Source organism: Tardiphaga sp. 172_B4_N1_3, assembly GCF_052076035.1.
Classification (GTDB): domain Bacteria; phylum Pseudomonadota; class Alphaproteobacteria; order Rhizobiales; family Xanthobacteraceae; genus Tardiphaga; species Tardiphaga robiniae.
On record NZ_CP197238.1, the window covers coordinates 2,255,187 to 2,274,274 of the forward strand.

Annotated in this window: 12 protein-coding genes and 1 pseudogene; 5 read left to right on the plus strand and 8 right to left on the minus strand. The window is 61.4% G+C overall.

All coding sequences use genetic code 11. The annotated features are described in order from the left end of the window. Window positions 1–22 precede the first annotated feature (22 nt). From AB7783_RS10545 to AB7783_RS10555, 3 genes are all read left to right on the plus strand, one after another. The gene (locus AB7783_RS10545) at window positions 23–691 is read left to right on the plus strand and encodes a TRAP transporter small permease subunit (RefSeq protein ID WP_441277583.1); all 669 of its coding nucleotides are present in this window, start codon (window positions 23–25) and stop codon (window positions 689–691) included. Beyond that, window positions 688–2,550 carry a TRAP transporter large permease gene (locus AB7783_RS10550; RefSeq protein WP_441277584.1) on the plus strand — a complete coding sequence of 621 codons (1,863 nt, stop codon included), beginning with the start codon at window positions 688–690 and terminating at the stop codon, window positions 2,548–2,550. The genes AB7783_RS10545 and AB7783_RS10550 overlap by 4 nt, the downstream gene beginning before the upstream one ends. Before the next feature lie 128 nt (window positions 2,551–2,678). Next, window positions 2,679–3,905 carry a multidrug effflux MFS transporter gene (locus AB7783_RS10555; RefSeq protein WP_441277585.1) on the plus strand — a complete coding sequence of 409 codons (1,227 nt, stop codon included), beginning with the start codon at window positions 2,679–2,681 and terminating at the stop codon, window positions 3,903–3,905. Here the strand turns inward: AB7783_RS10555 and AB7783_RS10560 are convergent. The 5 genes from AB7783_RS10560 to AB7783_RS10580 form a co-directional block, all read right to left on the minus strand. Next, entirely contained in the window at window positions 3,902–5,164 is a 1,263-nt protein-coding gene (locus tag AB7783_RS10560) for an adenylate/guanylate cyclase domain-containing protein (protein ID WP_441277586.1), read from the minus strand. The two genes, AB7783_RS10555 and AB7783_RS10560, sit on opposite strands and share 4 nt — an antisense overlap. A gap of 51 nt (window positions 5,165–5,215) precedes the next feature. Continuing rightward, window positions 5,216–8,383 carry an efflux RND transporter permease subunit gene (locus tag AB7783_RS10565; RefSeq protein WP_441277587.1) on the minus strand — a complete coding sequence of 1,056 codons (3,168 nt, stop codon included), beginning with the start codon at window positions 8,381–8,383 and terminating at the stop codon, window positions 5,216–5,218. Further along, window positions 8,380–9,507 carry an efflux RND transporter periplasmic adaptor subunit gene (locus tag AB7783_RS10570; RefSeq protein WP_244528462.1) on the minus strand — a complete coding sequence of 376 codons (1,128 nt, stop codon included), beginning with the start codon at window positions 9,505–9,507 and terminating at the stop codon, window positions 8,380–8,382. Before AB7783_RS10570 ends, AB7783_RS10565 begins: the two co-directional genes overlap by 4 nt. 323 nt (window positions 9,508–9,830) lie before the next feature. Then, window positions 9,831–11,009, minus strand: coding sequence for an alpha/beta fold hydrolase (locus tag AB7783_RS10575; protein WP_441277588.1), 1,179 nt, complete (start codon window positions 11,007–11,009; stop codon window positions 9,831–9,833). A gap of 56 nt (window positions 11,010–11,065) precedes the next feature. Continuing rightward, entirely contained in the window at window positions 11,066–12,424 is a 1,359-nt protein-coding gene (locus AB7783_RS10580) for a DUF4403 family protein (protein ID WP_441277589.1), read from the minus strand. 328 nt (window positions 12,425–12,752) lie between these two features. Between AB7783_RS10580 and AB7783_RS10585 the strand changes: the two genes are divergently transcribed. Further along, window positions 12,753–14,054, plus strand: a complete 1,302-nt coding sequence (locus AB7783_RS10585; RefSeq protein WP_441277590.1) for a hemolysin family protein — start codon at window positions 12,753–12,755, stop codon at window positions 14,052–14,054. 29 nt (window positions 14,055–14,083) lie between these two features. Here AB7783_RS10585 and AB7783_RS10590 read toward each other — a convergent pair whose 3' ends face one another. Continuing rightward, window positions 14,084–15,544: an MmgE/PrpD family protein gene (locus AB7783_RS10590; protein ID WP_441277591.1), complete on the minus strand. Its 1,461-nt coding sequence runs from the start codon at window positions 15,542–15,544 to the stop codon at window positions 14,084–14,086. 142 nt (window positions 15,545–15,686) lie between these two features. Continuing rightward, on the minus strand, window positions 15,687–17,165 hold the full coding sequence (locus tag AB7783_RS10595) for an MmgE/PrpD family protein (RefSeq protein ID WP_441277592.1): 1,479 nt from the start codon (window positions 17,163–17,165) through the stop codon (window positions 15,687–15,689). 424 nt (window positions 17,166–17,589) lie between these two features. Here AB7783_RS10595 and AB7783_RS10600 point away from each other — a divergent pair, with 424 nt between their 5' ends. Further along, on the plus strand, window positions 17,590–18,558 hold the full coding sequence (locus AB7783_RS10600; protein WP_441277593.1) for an amidohydrolase family protein: 969 nt from the start codon (window positions 17,590–17,592) through the stop codon (window positions 18,556–18,558). A 175-nt stretch (window positions 18,559–18,733) separates the two neighbouring features. Here the strand turns inward: AB7783_RS10600 and arsC are convergent. Next, window positions 18,734–19,081 (minus strand): annotated as a pseudogene (arsC, locus tag AB7783_RS10605) (arsenate reductase (glutaredoxin)). Between the last annotated feature and the right edge of the window lie 7 nt (window positions 19,082–19,088).

Here is a 19,088-nt window from a genome sequence, read left to right on the forward strand (position 1 = left end):
CTGCATCAGTGGCCTGAATGACATGACTGCCGAGCGTTTCCTGCAATCTATCGACGGTATTAGTACATTCGCCGGCAAGGCCGCGGCCTGGCTCATTTTGGGATTGATGGGCCTCGTCTGCGCCGAAGTGTTCAAGCGCTATATGCTGAACATGCCGACGGCATGGATCTTCGACGCGTCGAACATGCTCTATGGCACGCTATTCATGCTGTGCGGCGCCTATACGCTGGCGCAGAACGGTCATGTCCGTGGCGACTTTCTATACAGCTCGATGCGGCCGCGTACGCAGGCCTCGCTCGATCTCGTTCTCTACATCGTGTTCTTCCTGCCCGGCATTGCCGCGCTGGTCTATGCGGGCTGGGACTATGCGGGCGACAGCTGGCGCATCCGCGAGCATTCCAACGTCACCGCGGACGGACCGCCCGTCTATCATTTCAAGGCGATGATCCCGCTGGCCGGCGCATTGTTGCTGCTGCAAGGCATCGCCGAAATCACCCGCGCCGCGATTTGCCTGAAGACGGGCGTGTGGCCGGGCCGGCTCAAGGATGTGTCCGAGATCGATGTCGTCGAAGAACAGCTCGCACATAGCGAACACGTCGATGACGACGTGCGCAGGAATGCCATCGCCCAGGCGCAGGAGATCGAGGAGAGCGCACGACAGCGCGGCATGGGCGGGGAGACGCAAAAATGAGCGATCCTGCACTCGGCCTCCTGATGCTCGTCCTCATCGTCGTCGTAATCATGCTGGGCTTCCCCACGGCCTTCACGCTGATGGGCCTCGGCATGTTTTTCGGCTTCTTCGCCTATTACCGCGCAGGCGAATCCTGGGCCGACAACCACATCTTCGATCTGATGGTCCAGCGCACCTATGGCGCCATGACCAACGACGTCCTGATCTCCATCCCGCTCTTCGTGTTGATGGGCTATGTGATGGAACGCGGCGCGCTGGTCGACAAAATGTTCTATTCGATCCAGCTCGCCTTCCGCCGCGTCCCGGCCTCGCTGGCAGTCGCGACCCTGATTGTCTGTACCTTCTGGGGCATCGCGTCGGGTCTGGTCGGCGCCGTCGTGGTGCTAATGGGCGTGATCGCCTTCAACCCGATGCTGAAAGCCGGCTATGACGTCAAGCTGGCGTCCGGCGTGATCACGGCCGGCGGCACGTTGGGCATCCTGATCCCGCCATCGGTGATGATCATCGTCTATGCCGCCGTCGCCGGACAGTCTGTCGTGAAGCTCTATGCCGCTGCGATGTTTCCGGGCTTCTTTCTGGCCTTCCTCTATCTCGTCTACATCATCGGCTGGGCGCTCATTAACCCGAAGATCGCGCCGAATCTGCCCGAGAGCGAAACACGCGTGCCTGTCCGGCCGTGGATCGCCGATCTGCAGCAAGCATATTCGCACAAGATGCTGCCGGCTTTGCTGACGGCAGCCGTGGCACCGTCGCGCGCGATGGCGCTAACCATGGACGGCGCACGGATCACCTATGCGACGATCCTGAAGAATCTCGGTTTTGCATTGGTGCCACTGATCCTGGCGCTGACCACGCTATCGGCCGCGTGGTGGTATGTCGTCATCCATCCGCAGCCCGACGCCCCCGCACCCGCCGCGATCACCGAGCGGGTTCAGTCCGGCGACGCCAGCACCGCCACACCTGAAGAAGAAAAACTGGAGGAGCTCGGCGCCGCCCAGTCCGGCTCTGCAAAAGAGAGTGAACCGGAAGTACTCCAGCAGATGGGCAATGCCGATCTGCAAAACAGTCCGACGAATGCGCCGGTCGATGCCGGACCGCCGCCGGAATTCTATACCTACTTCGCCTTCACGGCGGCCATCATCGCACTGATGCTGTTCTATTATTACTGGACCATGGGCGCCGCCCAGTTCGAGGTGCTGCGGCTGCTGACATCGTCCGTGATGCCGCTCGGCATCCTGACTGCCATCGTGCTGGCCGTGATCCTGCTCGGCATCACGACGGCAACGGAGTCCGCCGCCGTCGGCGCCGCCGGCGCGTTCCTGCTCGCCTTCCAGGCGCGCACGCTGGACTGGAAGCGCACCAAGGAAGCCGTGTTCCTGACCGCCAAGACCACATCCATGGTGTGCTGGCTGTTCGTCGGATCGGCGCTGTTCTCCGCGGTGTTCGCCATTCTCGGCGGACAGGCGCTGCTGGAGAGCTGGGTACTGTCGCTGAACCTGACGCCGGTCCAGTTCATGATCCTGTCGCAGGCGATCATCTTCATTCTCGGCTGGCCGCTGGAATGGACCGAGATCATCGTGATCTTCGTGCCGATCTTCCTGCCGATGCTGAAGCATTTCGGCATCGACCCGATCCTGTGGGGCGTGCTCGTCTTCGTCAACCTGCAGGCCGCCTTCCTGTCGCCGCCGGTCGCGATGTCCGCCTTCTATCTGAAAGGCGTCGCGCCATCGCATGTGACGCTGAACCAGATCTTCTCCGGCATGATGCCCTATATGCTCATCGTCATCATCTGCATGGTGCTGATGTATATCTGGCCCGGCCTGACGCTGTGGCTGCCGAATTACCTGTACGGCAACTGATCCAGTAGCCCCAATCACCGCCGGGAACACGGCGGTGGCACCCGTCCTCCCGGAATACCGCATGACTGCCCTGCTCTTTGCAGCCCCCTTTATATGATGTACATCATTTATAAAATGAGGACCATCATATGACCGACCGCACGGCAGACGCCATGGCAGATACCCCGCCGCAGGAAGCATCCTCCACAGCATTGCAGATCGCGGTCCTCGCGGGGCTGGCCTCGATGGGCACCCTGGCGACCAACATTCTGCTGCCATCGCTGCCACAGATGGCGGTATCGTTGCAGGTGACGACGCCCGCAGTCACGGCATCGATCACGGTGTTTCTGCTGGTCTTCGCGCTTGGGCAATTGCTGGTCGGGCCGATCTCCGACCGTTACGGGCGCCGCATGCCGGTGCTGGCCGGTTTCGCTGTCTTCATTATCGGCAGCATCTGGTGTGGCGTCTCGACTGATCTTCCTTCGCTGCTGATCGGCCGCGCCATCCAGGCCGCGGGCGCCTGTTCGACCTCGGTTCTCTCGCGCGCCATCGCCCGCGACCTGTTCAGCGGCGCAGCGCTGGCACGCGCACTCACCTTGGTGATGATCGCGCAGGCAGCAGCCCCCGGCTTCTCCCCGCTGCTCGGTGGCGGACTCGATTATTTTTTCGGATGGCGTTCAGAATTTGTATTCGTCGGCGCCTTCGCTGTGTTGTCGGCTCTCAGCTATGTCCTGGTGCTCGGCGAAACCCACAACACGACGCGCATCCCGCTCAATCCGCTCGCCGTCAGTACAACCTATCTCAAGCTCTCGGTGAACCGCCATTTCCTGATCCCAGCCGCCACAGTGGGCCTGATCATGGGTGGACTGTTCTCGATCTTCTCCGCAGCACCTCGCGTTCTCATTGAGGGCTACGGCTTCACACCGATTGCGCTCGGGTTGTTCTTTGCGGGCACCGTGCTGGTCGTGTTCGGCTCCGGCATGCTGGCCGCCCGCCTCGCTCCCCGCTTGGGGCTGGATCGGGCTATTCGCTATGGATTGCTGATCGCGTTCATCGGCAGCATCGCGGTGCTCGCGACCGCCTATTTCCACGGCAACGTCGTCACCTTCATCGCCGCGACCTGCGTGTTCCTGCTGGGCATGGGCGTGGTCAATCCGCTCGGCACAGCTCAGGCGCTGTCGCCATTCGGCACCCATGCCGGCGCCGCCTCGGCACTGCTCGGATTCTGGCAGATGATGGGGGCTGCGATCGGCGTATCCCTGTCGGCCACAATCGTGCCGCAGGCCGCATTGGCACTCGGCATCGTCCTCGGCGCAGCCTGCCTGATCGCTATCGTGCTCTACACGATGCGCCAGCAAACCACAGCGGTCCGCTAACGCGCCAGATAGCGCTCATAGCCACCGCGCACGACCTCGTCGCTATCGATCTCGGGATCCAGCGCGTAGAGATCCTGCGCACGGCCGATGCCACGCAAGGCGTAGCGGCCCGTGGAGACCAGATATTTGCGGCCAGCTGCGTCGAGCCCGGCCTGGAACGCGGACGAGGTCAGCAGCGGCCGATCGACCGACGAGCACATGGAAGCGATGCGGCTCACCTCATTGACCGAGGGACCAACCACGGTGAAATCGAGCCGCTCGTCGCTGCCGATATTGCCGTAGAATACCTCACCCTCATGCAGACCGACATAGGCCGTCGTGACCGGCCGGTTCGCCGCTAGTCGTTTCGCATTCAGCTTGGCGATATTCTTGCGGAACTGATGTTCGGCGCGCAAGGCGTTGCGCTTCGCCTTCACCATGTCGTCGCCGGTGAACATCGCCAGAATGCCGTCGCCGATAAGTTTGAGCACGTCGCCGCCGACATCATGGATCGCAGCGATCGAGGCTTCGGCATAGTCATTGAGGAACGGGATGATCTCGTCCGGTCCAATCGCCTCGCTGATCCCCGTGGAGTTGCGCAAGTCGGAAAACCACAACACCGCATTGATACGCTCGGTGACGCCTCGCGCGATCTTGCCGCGCAGAACCTGTTCGGCGGCATCGCGGCCGAGATAGACGCGGCCAAGCGTGCGCGCGATCTCCATCTGGGCTCCCGACTTGATGGCGAGACCGAGCATCGGCACCAGTTCGCGCAACGCTGACATCTGGCGCTCGTCGAACCCGTCTTCATGGCGCGTGGCCCAGTACGAATAGAGGCAATCCATCTGCCCCATCGAGCCAGCCTCGCCGAACTTGTGCAGGAACACGGCGCCGTGGCGGTGACCGCCTTCCTGCAAGCTGCTGACCATGGAGAAGCGGTCGGCGATCCCGGGCGCATGCAGATCGAGCCGCAATTCGTCGTGCCCCTCTTCCAGCATGTGGAAGAACACCGATCGTCGCCAGTTCGCGGCGGCCTCGCCGATCTCGGTCGAGCCGTATTCGAACACGTCGCTCTCGTTGCTGGCCGTGTCGTTCCAGCGGAAGCCACGGCCCTCGAAGATCGGATGCAGCGTGTCAATGAAGACGAGGCCACGGGATACATCGATGCCGCCGGCACGGCAGCGCTCGCAGAAGCCGCGGATCAGGTCGTTTTCCGGAAGGCCGGTCAGACCCTCGCCGACCAGCCAACTCATCAGTTCAATGCGTGCGGCAGTTTCCATGAGACACTTGTAGGATGGGTTGAGCCTTTGCGAAACCCATCCTGCGGCGCTTTAACCATGCGCGCCTTGCTCCTTGGCGTGGATCTCGACAGAGCCGGGGAACAGGCGCCGGATCAGGATGTAGAAGACCGGCGTGAAAACAAGGCCGAAGATCGTGACGCCGATCATGCCGAAGAATACCGCGACACCAACAGCCTGCCGCATCTCCGAGCCTGAGCCCGACGAGATCACAAGTGGTAGCACGCCGAGAATGAAAGCAAAGGACGTCATCAGGATCGGGCGGATACGCAAACGGCAGGCTTCGATCACAGCTTCGAGCTGATCGCGGCCTTCCTGCTCGATGTCGCGGGCAAACTCGACGATCAGGATCGCATTTTTTGCGGCCAAGCCGACGAGTACGACGAAACCTATCTGGGTGAGGATGTTGATGTCCTGCCCCATGATGCGTACGCCGATGGTGGCCGCGAGCAGGCACATCGGCACGATCAGGATGATCGTGAACGGCAATGTCCAGCTGCCATATTGCGCGGCCAGCACCAGGAACACGAACAGCACGCAGATCGGGAAAATATAGAGACCCGCATTCGCGCCGGTGGACTGCTGATAGGACAGATCGGTCCATTCGAAGGCAAAGCCGCTCGGCAGCGTGTCGTCCGCGAGCTTCTTCATGGTCGCCAGTGCTGTGGCCGAGCTGGTGCCCGGCAGCGTGTCGCCCTGCAGTTCCGAGGAGGGATACAGATTGTAACGCGCGACGCGGTCCGGACCTGCCGTGTCGCTGAAATTCACGACACTGCCCAGCATCACCATATTGCCCGCGCTGTTGCGGGTCTGCAGCCGCGCCAGATCCGCCGTTTCCTTGCGGAACGGATAATCCGCCTGCGCGGTGACGTGATAGGTGCGGCCGAGAATGTTGAAATCGTTGACATAGGTTGAGCCGAAATAGGTCTCGATCGCCTCGGTCACGTTCTGCATGGGCACGCCCAGCATCTGCGCCTTCTGGCGGTCGATATCGACGAACACCTGCGGCGTGTTGGCGGAGAACGGCGAGAACACCGACGTCAGGCCCGGCGCCCGGCGCGCGGCATTGACGAGCTCATCGGTCGCTGCAGCCAGCAGTTGCGCCCCCCTGCCCTGACGATCCTCGATCCGCATGGCAAAACCACCGCCGGTGCCGATGCCTGGCACCGCGGGTGGCGGCAGCACGATGATGAAAGCGCCTTCGATCACCGAGAGGCGCTTGCGCAATTCAGCCGTAATGGCTCCCGCGCTCAGCCCCTTCTTGGCGCGCTCCTCGGGATTCTCGAACACGGGGAACATGGCGGCCGCATTGCCGGCCTGGGTGAAGGTCGCACCGGACAGGCCGGCCAGCGCCGGCATGCGCGCGACACCGGGCGTATCCAGCACGATGCCTTCGATCTGCTTGACGATCGCCGTCGTGCGCGCCAGCGACGAGGCACCGGGCAATTGCGCGACCACGATGACATAGCCACGGTCCTGCGCCGGAATGAAGCCCTGCGGCGTGGCATAAAGCAGCCAGCCGGCAGAGCCGATCAGGGCGACATACAGGATCAGCATCAGCGCCGAATGCTTAATGACAAAGCCCGCGAGGCCGCCATAGGCATGCGACAGGCGGTCAAAACCGCGATTGAACACGCCGGTGAACGCCGCCCATCCCCGTGCCAGAAAATTCCAGCTCGCCGGCGGCTTCTTCTCGTGATGCGGCTGCAGGATCAGCGACGCCAGCGCCGGCGACAGAGTCAGCGAACAGAAGCATGAGATCGCCGTTGCGACCGCGATCGTGATGGCGAATTGCTGGAAGAACTGTCCGGAGATGCCGCCGAGAAATGCCGTGGGCACGAACACCGCGCACAGCACCAGCGCGATCGAGATCAGCGCGCCGCCGACCTCGTCCATGGTCAGCAGCGCCGCGTCGCGCCGGCTCATGCCGTCGCCGAGATGGCGCTCGACATTCTCCACCACCACGATGGCGTCGTCGACGACAATGCCGACCGCGAGCACAAGCCCGAACAGAGTAAGGTTGTTGATCGAGAAGCCCAGCGCGGCCATCACGGCGAATGTGCCGACCAGCGACACCGGAATAGCGATGATGGGAATGATCGCCGGTCGCCAGCCCTGCAGGAACACCAGCACGACGATGACCACGAGCACCATGGCTTCATAAATGGTCTTGATCAGCTCCGAGACCGACTGGGCGATGAATTCGGTCGGGTTGTAGCCGATATTGTAGTCCAGCCCCTTCGGGAAATCGGCCTTGAGCTTCTTCATCTCCTCTTCGATGTTCTTCGCGGTCGCCAGCGCGTTGGAACCCGGACGCTGATAGACCAGCATGGCCACCGCTTCCTTGCGCAACAGGAAGCCGTTGGTGGTCGACGACAGCGCGCCTATCTCGACGCGCGCGACATCACGGAGACGCACCAGACGGCCATCGTCGCCGGCTTTCAGCACGATGTCCTCGAACTGCCTCGGCTCCTTCAGACGACCGGTGAAGGTCAGGTTGGGCTGAAACGCGCGATCTGCAATCGGCGGTTCGGCGACCTGGCCGCCCGCAATTTGCAAATTCTGCGCGCGGATGGCAGTCAGCACGTCGCCTGCGGTCATGCCCAGCGTGGCAATCTTGTCAGGATCCAGCCACAGCCGCATCGAATAATCGCGCGCGCCGAAGATGGTAATGTCGCCGATGCCATCGAGGCGCAGGAGCGGATCGCGGACCTGACGCAGCGCGTAATTCGAAATGTAGAGCTGGTCGTAAGTGTCGTTAGGCGACAGCATGAACACGACCATCATCAGGTCGGGACTGTTCTTGCGGGTGACGACGCCGTTGCGCTGGACCTCCTCCGGCAGCCGCGGCTGCGCGATGGCCACGCGGTTCTGCACCAGCACCTGGGCTTTATCCAGATCGGTGCCGAGCTTGAAAGTCACGGTGATGTTGAGCTGGCCGTTCGAGGTGGCCTGGCTGTAGATATACAGCATGTCCTCGACGCCGTTGATTTCCTGCTCGATCGGCGTCGCGACGGTATCCGACACAGTCTGTGCCGATGCGCCGGGATATTGCGTGGTCACGACCACGGTCGGCGGCGCCACCTGCGGATATTCCGCAACCGGCAAGGTCGTGTAAGCAAGCGCGCCGACGATCAGCAGCACGATGGAGAGCACCATCGCCAGGATGGGCCGGTTGACGGAGAGGCTGCCCAGATTCATGGCTTTGTGCCAGCTGCTGGTGCGGGCGTCGCGGCCGCCATCTTCGGCGCCACCTTGGCGCCCACACGGGCGCGCTGAATTCCGTCCACGATTACCCGATCGTCAGGTTTGAGCCCTTCCCTGATCACCCGCAATCCGCCATCCAGCGGACCAAGTGTCACAGGCCGCGCCTCCACCGTGTCATCGGCTTTCACCACCATCACGATCTTGCGTGACTGGTCGTTGGCGACCGCAGCATCAGGAATCAACAGCGCTTCATATTCGCCGCTGGCAATGACCCGGACCCGGGCGAACTGGCCGGGCAGGATGGAGAGGTCCTTGTTGTCGACAATGGCGCGGCCGCGCAGCGTGCCGGTGCCGACATCGAGCCGATTGTCGAGGAAATCCATCTTGCCTTCGTGCGACGGCTTGGTTTCGCCGACCAGCGTGATCTGCACGGGATTGGGCGTATCGCGCGAACTCGGCCGCTTGCCCTCAAACCACAGCTTGCTGTTGCGGACATAAGTGGCTTCGTCGGTGTCGAAATAGACATAGATCGGGCTCAGCGACACGATCGAGGTCAGCAGCGTCGCGCCACTCTCGCTGCCTTGCACCAGGTTGCCGACTGTCACCAGATGACGGCTGACGCGGCCGGCGATCGGAGCAACCACCTTGGTATATTCGACATTGAGTTGCGCTTGCTTCAGTGCACCTTCGGCCTGCAGCGTCGCTGCCTGCGCGGCGGCTATTGCCTGGCTGCGTTGATCGACGATATTTTCGGAGATCGCCTGGGTCTTGATCAGCGTGGTAGCGCGCTCCAGCTCCTTCTCCGCCAGCACGACCTTGGCCTTGGCATCGTCGAGCTGGCCCTGCGCCTGCTCTGCTGCAGCCTGATACTGGCGCGGATCGATTTCGTACAGCAGATCGCCGGCCTTGACGACGGCACCATCCGTGAAAGCAACCTTGGTAACGAAGCCGGTTACGCGGGCGCGTATCTGCACCTGTTCGATCGCATCGAAGCGGCCGGTGAATTCATCCCAATCGGTCGTGACCTTCTTGGTGGGATTGGCGACCGTGACCGGTGGCGGCGGAGGTGCAGCGGCCTCTTCCTTCTTGCCGCAGCCGGCGAGCAGGAGAAGAGCCACAACAGGCGTTACGACCGACAAACACGACGCAAAGGCATTGCCAGTGTCATATAATCGAGAAAGAACGCGAGAAAAACCGATTGAATTCTTCAAAACCAGACCCCCGCGGCGACATCCGATATCGCCGCATCATGCGCTATATCAATTCGACATCAAGCGAAATAATATCAAGGCGCGCCGCCGCAAGTGCGATGCGGAGGTATCTGCCCTATCCGACGGGATAGTTGACTTATCAAACGTCACGCGGCGGTCACATCGTCGCGATGATGACGCGTGTACGGTGACATCGCGTAGCGACATCACATATTGCGCAGAGTTGGCGTTCAGCAGTCGCTTGGCGCGGCATTGCCAGCAAAGCGTTCGCTCATCCAGTTAACGGCGTCATTGGCGGCATCGCGGCCGGCAAAGCCATGACCGACGTTTGGCATCAGCAACATGGTGACGCGGCTGCCGGCCTTGCACTGGCGCTGGAAGTAAGCTTTTGTCACCGCGGGCTGCACGAGATCGTCATTAGCACCCTGCGCCAGAAACAGCGGAATGGTCTTTGGCAGAACACCCGGCGTATTGCGCGCGGCCAACGTCTTCCACGGGTCGATCGTGGCGATGTTGGACACGGAGAGGAACGTCTGCTCAAGGGTCTTCTCGGCAGCGCCGCGTTCGATGATATCGAAGATCGACTCGATGCAATCGTTCGCTAGCCGGTCGACGGTGGGAATAGCGGCCGGAAGTACTACCTTGTCAATCGGCGCCCCGAAGACACGCGTCCAGGACCACAGAGTCATCGCGGTGAGGTTCTTGCCACCGGATGTCTTGAAGTCGTCGCCCATCAACGTGATCAGGTCGGTGGCGGGCGCCGCCGCCGCAACGCCGATCAGGTTGAGTTCCGGCGCATAGGTCTTTGCCAGCAGGCCCGTGTAGAGCGCGGCGTGGCCCCCCTGCGAATGGCTCCACACTGCAAAACTGCGGGCGCCGCCGGAGCCCGGCAACATCCGCGCCGCGCGCACGGAATCGAGCACCGCGCGGCCCTCGCTGGTCCCGACAAGGTAAGGGTGTGGTCCGGCAGTGCCGAGTCCCGGATAATCGGTCGCGACGACGACCGCGCCACGCTCGATCAGTGGTCGCAGGCCCATCATTTGCTGAAACACGAACAGCGCCAGCGACGGTGCACAATGCGGGACGACGCCTGTGGTCGGATGAGCCCATGCCACGATCGGCCGTCCATCGGCCGGCGGCTCGCCTGCGGGAATGACGGCGACACCAGAGACCGCAGTCGGCTGGCCTTCGAGACCGGTCGATCGATACAGGATGCGCCAGGCTTGCGCGCCCACCGGCGCGAAAGCCATCGGCTCGGAGCGGATCAACGTGCCGGGGGAACCGGTGAGTTCCTGCGCGGAGGCCTGATAGAATGGCGTTTGCGCCGAGGCGCTTTGTGCGAGGAATGAGAACCCTACAGTCGCCAATGCCGCGATTATTCGAAGTGCGGGTTGAAGCTGGATTGTCATCGGCGCCTCGTCAAATTTATAGCATTCTTGTTGTAAACGAACGCGCTTTCGCGGCATCAAAGCCCGTAAAGCAACTTCAGCCGGCCGTTGGCGCGCAGGTTAATCCGCAGTCCGTCAGATAGCAGCTGCAAGTTCGCGAGACCTGCCGACTGCAATTGTCCTTCGCTCCGAAAGCCGTCGGCGAGCGGCCGCGTCAGCTTCGCATTCGCCGATGCGATGAAACGATCGCGCTCGGCCTGATAGCCGACGCTGAGGCGTTGTCGCAGCTGTTGCAGAAAGGCCGAATTGCCGAGTATCGCGGCGATGTCCGATGATGCTGCCGCCGCATCCGCCTGAAATGCCAAATCCGGAAAAGCGACCATCTGCGTCGCATCGTCGACCTTTGGCGTCGCGGTGAGATAGATCCATTCGCCAGCAGCGTCTGTGGACGACGCACCGACGCGCAGGCCGACCACGAGTTTGCCCGCCGACGGATAAATGTCGAAGCCATTGATGTTCGGCCCACCGCCCGCGTTGGCGGCGATAGCGTCCTGCACTTTCTGCTTGATCGCTGCGTAGTCGATGGTGACTGGCACGATGATCTCGAAACGGCCGGGATCGCTGACCTCGCTGCCCAGAGCCGGCAACGGTGTCGGCGTATTGTCCGGTGGCGGCGTTCCGATCCCCGTAACGGTCGTGCCTGCGATCTCGAGCGAGCCTTCCAGCACCTTGCCTTCGGCGCGCACGCCCGAGAAAGCGACACTCTGTGGCGTCGTCTGCAGCCAGATCGCTGGCTGATCGACAATCGGCACCGTCGCAAACGCGTGCTGCCACGCGGATGTCGCCTTGGCTTTAATATTCAGCGCAGCAATGTTTTTCGCTACATCGCCCTGCACGCGCGACAGCTGCGCGCGGATCTTGGGCTCGACATACCTCGACAAGTTGATCCGGAAACCGAGGATTTGCAACGTCGGCGGCTCCTGCCAGCGGAAGCCTTCGCTCATGTCCAGCGACACCGACCAGTCCGGTCGAAGCCGCGGCCGCGCACTGGCATAGACCATCATCGCGCCCTCGCCCTCACCATGCAGCAGCCGCGCGAAGCGACCAATGCCCTGCCCTTCGACACTTCCGAACAGCGGCATCGATGCATTCAGCTTGCCAGCCTCCGTACGGAGCGAGATCGGACCGGTGCGATCGATCGTTCCCTCATAGCTGCAATCGATGTTCACATCGCGGCCAAGGATTCTCCTGTTCCAACAACTGCGCCCATCATCTTCGAACGTCGCCAGCCGGCGCGGGATCTTACGTTCCAGTGCACTATCGATAGCCACGAGACCGAACTCAATGATCGCCGAGATCTTGGAGGACGTCGATGTCGGAGCTAGGATATCGGGGCTAAGCGGCGACTTGTCGGCAGCCAAGGCAGACAGTGACATTAGTCCAGCCAGAACGATGCCGCTTATTACGCTCGAGCATATGTGCGAAATACAAGCGTGATTACGATCAAATTGTCGGAGCGGACCATTAAAGGACATCATCGGCACACCCGCCCCGCATCGATTGTCTATGCGTACAAATCCGCGACGGCTTCAGAATACCATCTCTGATTGTCACAGCAAGTGCATCAATGCGATGGTGCTGTCGCGCAGCCGAACTATCTCCGTTTCAAGGGGTGTGAGCCCATGTGTCGCGCCGCACGCTCGACCGTGGCGCAGGAGCAGCGGATCGACTACAATAAGGGCACATCACCCAAAAGGATAAAGCGTGTTATCTCTCGAACTCGGGATCGTTGCGATCCTGATCGTCGTCAACGGCCTGCTCGCAATGTCGGAGCTGGCGATCGTATCCTCCCGTCCTGCCCGCCTCGCCGCTCTGGTTGAAAAAGGTGTGACAGGCTCTCGCCGCGCTCTGGCGCTGGCCTCCGATCCCGGCAAGTTCCTCTCCACCGTGCAGATCGGCATCACGCTGATCGGCGTATTGTCAGGCGCCTTCTCCGGTGCGACGCTGGGCCAGCGTCTCACGATATTGTTGCTTGACCTTGGTCTATCGAAAGGCCTCGCCGATACGCTCGGCGTCGGCATCGTCGTATCGATCATTACTTACGCCTCGCTCATCATCGGCGAACTCGTGCCGAAGCAGATCGCGCTGCGCGATCCCGAAGCGGTGGCCGTGCGCGTTGCGCCGGCCATGGTGCTGCTCGCAAAAATCTCGCTTCCGCTGGTATGGCTGCTTGATCGTTCCGGCAAGGCGATCCTGTTTCTACTTGGGCAGCGCGGTGAAGCCGAAGAGAAGGTCAGCGAAGACGAAATCCGCACGCTCGTGACCGAAGCGGAAACCGCCGGCGTACTTGAGCCCGGCGAAAAGGAAATGATCGCAGGCGTGATGCGCCTCGGTGACCTGCCCGTCGGCGCCGTGATGACACCGCGCCATGAAGTGGCGATGATCGATCTTGCCGATCCCATCGAGACCATCCAGGCCGAACTTGCGGGCAGCTCGCATTCGCGCTTTGCGGTGTTCGATGGCGGCGGCGATTCCGCCATCGGCATCGTGCAGGCCAAGGATCTGCTCGATGTGTATTTGAGCGGCAAGACGCCGGACATCCGCGCGCTCGTGCGCGAGGCTCCGGTCATTCCCGACACGGTCGATGCGCGCGACGTGGTGGCGATCCTGCGTGACTCGCCATTCCATATCGGCCTCGTACATGACGAATACGGCGTGTTCCAGGGCGTGGTGACATCAGCGGATATTCTGGAGTCGATCGTCGGCGCCTTTCACACCGAGGAAGGCCCGGCCGAGGTCGCCTTCCACAAACGCGAGGACGGCTCCTACCTCATCTCCGGCTGGATGCCCGCGGTGGAATTCGCCGCGCTGCTCGGCATCGAATTGCCCGCGCAGTCGCGCCCCTATCAGACCTTTGCAGGATTTCTGTTGCAGGAGTTCGGCAAGATTCCCGAGGTCGGCGACGAGATCGTCTCGCATGCCTGGCGGTTCGAGGTCATGGACCTCGACGGCCGCCGCATCGACAAGGTGCTGGCGAGCCGCGTCAAGGAAGAAGCGCTGGGGTAAATTGATCCCAGCGCTTCGCGTATCGGGTATCAGGCCGTGAACAGTGGCCGCAGCGAGCGGATATCCTTGACCTTCTCCAGATTGTTGATCTGATCGATCAGCTTCTTCGCCTTTTCGGCCCCGAGAACCGGCGCGATCAAGTCACGGGTCTTCGCACTGACGGCGTCGGTGCTCAGCGGATTTTCCTTGGTGCCGGGCGGGAACTTGGTGAAGTGCTCGACCTTTTTCCCGTCCATCATCGTCACTTCGACGATGGCGCCGCGCGGCGCGGCAGGGTCCATCAGAGCCTTGTCGCCGACCACGGTTACCTTGGCGCGCTGCTCAAGGATCTTGGAATCCTTCATCAGCGCCTGGTCATGGCTGTCGACGAACGACACGGCACCCTTGACGAGCGCGACCGCCACCAGATGCGGGCAGTTGACGTCGGGCATCGCGCTGGTGCCGACGATCCCTGTCGCATCGGTCGGAATCTTGACAAGGATGCTCTTCACATTGCCCGGTGTCAGGCCATTCTGCTTGCGCAGAGTCAGGATGGCGTCGAGAGGCGACTGGATCGGATAGCCGACCGAGAATGTCTTGATCGCCGTTTCAGTGACGTAGAACCGGCTGCCGAGACCGGCGAGCATCTCTTCCGGCTTCGGATCCGTGGACAGCGCAATGAACAGGTTATGCGTGCCATCGAGGACGTCATGAACGCCGGTCAAACCGGCCTGAACCATGGTCACGGCGGTCAGGCCGTTGCGGGCGCCCATGCCCGCGAAGTCGAAAGCCTTCTCGACGTGATCCTCGTCCTTCACCCAGCTCCACAGACCAGCCACCTGCTGCGAGGAATAGGAGATCGCATAACGCATACCCTTCTCGTCCAGCCGAGCCAGCGACGCCGCTGCACCAAGAGAACCGAAGGTGGAGCTGGTCCCCTCCGCACTGCGGTGCGAACCACGGACGAGATCCGGTCCAAGCGCCATCAGCAGCCGGCAAGTGAGATCATATCCGAGCGTTACGGCCCGAATGAATTCGATGCCCGACCGGCCACCTTCCTTTTCCGCCATCGCCAGCGCGGACGGCACGACAGCGCTTCCCGGATGCGCCTTGGTGACCGGCTCGAAATCATCGGTCTCGTCCGCATGCGCGCACATGGCATTGGCCAGCGCGGCGTTGACGGCGGTAGTGCGGAAACTGGATCCGATCACCGACACCTGCTGTTCGCCGCCGAGCCCGCGAACATATTTCAGGGCCATCTTGCCCGGATGCATCCGCGCACCAGAGACCATCGCGCCGAACGTATCGAGGATGCGGTGTTTGCATTCCGTCATCACCACATCAGGAAGCGCCTTGTCGCGCGCCGAGACCATGTAGCGCGCAAGACGCCCGGTGACATCCGCATCCGCTGCTGCAGCCTTGCGAATGATGGACGGCGAAAGCGTTAATGCGGCGAGAGCACTGGCAGACTGGAGAACGCGACGGCGTGAAGGCGTACGACGCTGGGACATGGCATCCTTTAAGGAGTGTTGGCCGCAAGGCTCCCTGGAGGGATGCGGCGAGGTTTCTGCTCACAATACTGACGGCGTGACGATTGACGTACGTTCAGGCCACCTCGCGAAGGCCTCAATGCTTCATCGCGGGCAACGGCTGTCAGGCAGTGGATCGCGCGCCTGCCCTTGCAATATCTCCGGCGCTCGCCAAGCCCTCCACCTTCCAGCACAGCTCCATGACCTTTGCCGCCTGCTTGTGCGGCAAGATTCCTTCAGCGAGATCCTTGAACTTGCGTTCGAGATCGGTATCGCTCATGGGCTTCTCGAGGCTGCCGATGGCGTGCTCGATCCGCTTCTTGAGCACGCGCCCGTCATTCAACTCGACGGACATCTCGACCTGTTCCGGCTTGATCGATTGATCGACAGTCGGAACGACTTTGCCGCGCAATTCGATCGTCTTCGCGTCGCGCACCGCCCCATCGCTGAACTGCTTCTCGCCGCCGGCGCCTTCGATAAAGGCGATGGCAACCGCATGGTAGACGCTGAATTTTCCTTCGAGCCCCTCCCTGGGGGTCTTCTTGCCGGTAAGCTCGAGCACCAGCGGATGAACCTTCACGTCGACCTGCTTGATCATATCCGGCGTCAGCTTGTTCTCATTCCTGAGCTGGATCGCCGCGTCGATCAGCGGATGCAGGACGATGCCGCAGGCAAACGGCTTGTAGGTGTTGAGCGCTGACTCATAACGCTTGCCGAGCCCCTCGGTGATCTCGGCATAGTCCTGCTTGGTGCTGATGGCATTGGCCCAGCCGCGCTTGGCCTCGATCATGCCATCGGAGCTGGTGTAATTCTTTGACGCAAGGATAGCGGCAAAGATGCCGTTGCTGGCAGCACGGCCAGGATTGAAGCTCTTGTTCATCGAACCGAAGGACTCCCGCAGGCCGACAGGCTGCGAGGCCGCGAGCCCCAGCGCCCAGATCATCCGCTGTTCGTTAAGACCGAGCAGCTTGCCAGCCGCGGCGGCCGAGCCAAATACGCCGGCGGTGCCCGTGATGTGCCAGCCGACGTCATAGTGGTTCGGATAAACGGCATTGCCGATCCGGCATTCGGTCTCGATACCGAGCACCAGCGCATTGAGGAAATCCTTGCCGGACACCGACTTCATTTCCGCAATCGCCAGAATCGCAGATGCGACTGGACCAGCCGGATGAATGATCGTCTTCAGATGGGTGTCGTCATAATCGAAGATGTGACTCGAGACACCATTGATGAAAGCGGCGTTCATGATGTCGAAGCGTTCGTTGCGCCCGAACAGCGAGGCCTTCGCCGGACCGGAGAATGGCGCCAGCGCCGACGCCGCGATGTCCACCGTCTGATGATGCGAACCGCCAATGGCGACACCGACCCAGTTCAACAGCGTCCGCACGCCTTCCTTACGGACACTTGCCGGAAGGTCATCGTATTTGGCGTTGACAATGTAGTGCGCGAGAATCTGCGTCACATGCGGCGGAGCAACCGATGCGACTTTCTTCGGCGCCTCACTGGCAGCTGGCTCCGCAGCCAACGCACCACGCCCCGCTGCAGCCAGAGCTGGGAGCGCAGCAGCTGCCTGCAAGATGGTCCTGCGATTGGTGTACGCCATGGGATTTCCTCCGAACTATCATTCTTCGCGCGATCGACGCGCCGCTTCGTCGGGCTGCGGCGATACGCCTATTACAATTCGATAGCAAGCTGTTCGAATTCAGGCGACCTTACGGATTTGCAATATATGCATGAGATAGCGCTATTATCCCGAATTTCTCATTTGTTTCATAAATTTACCCCCACTAGTTTTGATGCGGTCTGTTTCCGTTGCACGTCATGCGCGCTCTGGATTCCAACAAATAACTTTAAGAGTGAAACGCTGCAGAGATTCATCATCCGGCCATGAGCGCTGCTCGCATTCCCGCAGAGACATATATCGTTTCGACAGCCAACAAATTTTCAGGTGCCGCTCTACGGCGACACATGCACCGATGATTCACGTCTGGTGCATGCCGCAGCGCATGCAGACGCAAGGAGATTAAATGCACCGACGTGACGTTCTGGCCGCTATGGCATCACTTGGCCTCACAAATCTGATTGGAAGCCGAATAGCGCGGGCTGCCGACGAACCCGCAATCCCCACCATTGCCGGCCCCGATCTCAATACAATTCCTCCAAAATTTCGCGCGCCCGCCGGAAGCGTCGATACACATACACACATCTTTGGCCCTGCCGCGGTGTATCCTTTCTCGCCCAAGCGCCCCTACTCGCCGCCTGATGCTCCGCTTGAGATGTTTCGCAAGCTGCATGAAGCGATCGGCGTCGAACGCGCCGTCATCGTCAATGCGACCGTCCATGGGTTTGACAACCGCGTGGTGATCGACGCGATCGCGCAGAGCGGCGGCAGGTACAGGGGCGTCGCCAATGTGAACAACAGCATGTCGGAAGCCGATCTCATGGCGCTCGACACAGGCGGCATCCGCGCCTGCCGCTTCGCCTTCCTCAAACGACTTGGCGGCGTCGGCGACATGAAGGTCTTCCGTACGCTGGTCGACCGCGTCGCCGCCATCGGCTGGCATGTGGACATTTATCTCGAAGCCGGCACAGTCCGTGAGTTCGTGCCGATCCTGAAAGCGCTCCCGGTGACTTACGTGATCGATCACGTGGGGACGATCAGCGCCGCCAAGGGCCTCGACGATCCCGAATTCAAGGCACTGCTCGATCTGCAGGCCAGCGACGATAAGTGCTGGATGAAAATTACAGGTCTCGAACGCGCCTCGGCTGGCGCAGCGCCATTCCATGACTCCGTGCCGTTCGCAAAGCAGTTGATCGACAATGCGCCGGACCGCGTGTTGTGGGGCACCGACTGGCCGCATCCGAATGTCAAGATCATGCCCAATGACGGCACGCTGGTGGATCTGATCCCGCTTTACGCGCCGGATCCTGCGGTTCAACGCAAACTGCTGGTGACCAACCCAGAGAAGCTGTTCAAGTTCGCGCCGGTGACGTAGTTGCCGCGGCCCATCTGGCGCCGAGATCTGCAGCCCTCATTGTGAGGAGCGCGCCTTTTGCACTCGTCTCGAACCATGGGCTCGTTGACACCAACCTTGCCGCCATCCTTCGAGACGCCGCACAAGAGCGCGGCTCCTCAGGATGAGGCCGTCGTTTGATCGGCGAGTTGGACCCCTAGAGCAGCTCCAGCACCACATCTGCCGGCCGGCACAATCGCGTGCTCTTCGGCGTCTCGACGATGGGTCGGTTCATCAGGATCGGATGCGCGATGATCGCGTCGATCAGTGCGTCATCGCCGAGCTAGGGATCAGCAAGCCCAAGCTCGCCATAGACACTTTCCTTCTCACGTAACAGCGCCCGAACGCCTCCGCCCATGGCGCCGATGAGCGCGACTAGCCGGGCGCGATCCGGCGGCATCTTGAGATAGTCGATCACCACCGGCTCAATCCCACTCTGTCGGATCATCGCGAGCGTATTGCGCGATGTCCCGCAGGAGGGATTGTGGAAGATGGTGACCGTCATAACGCGC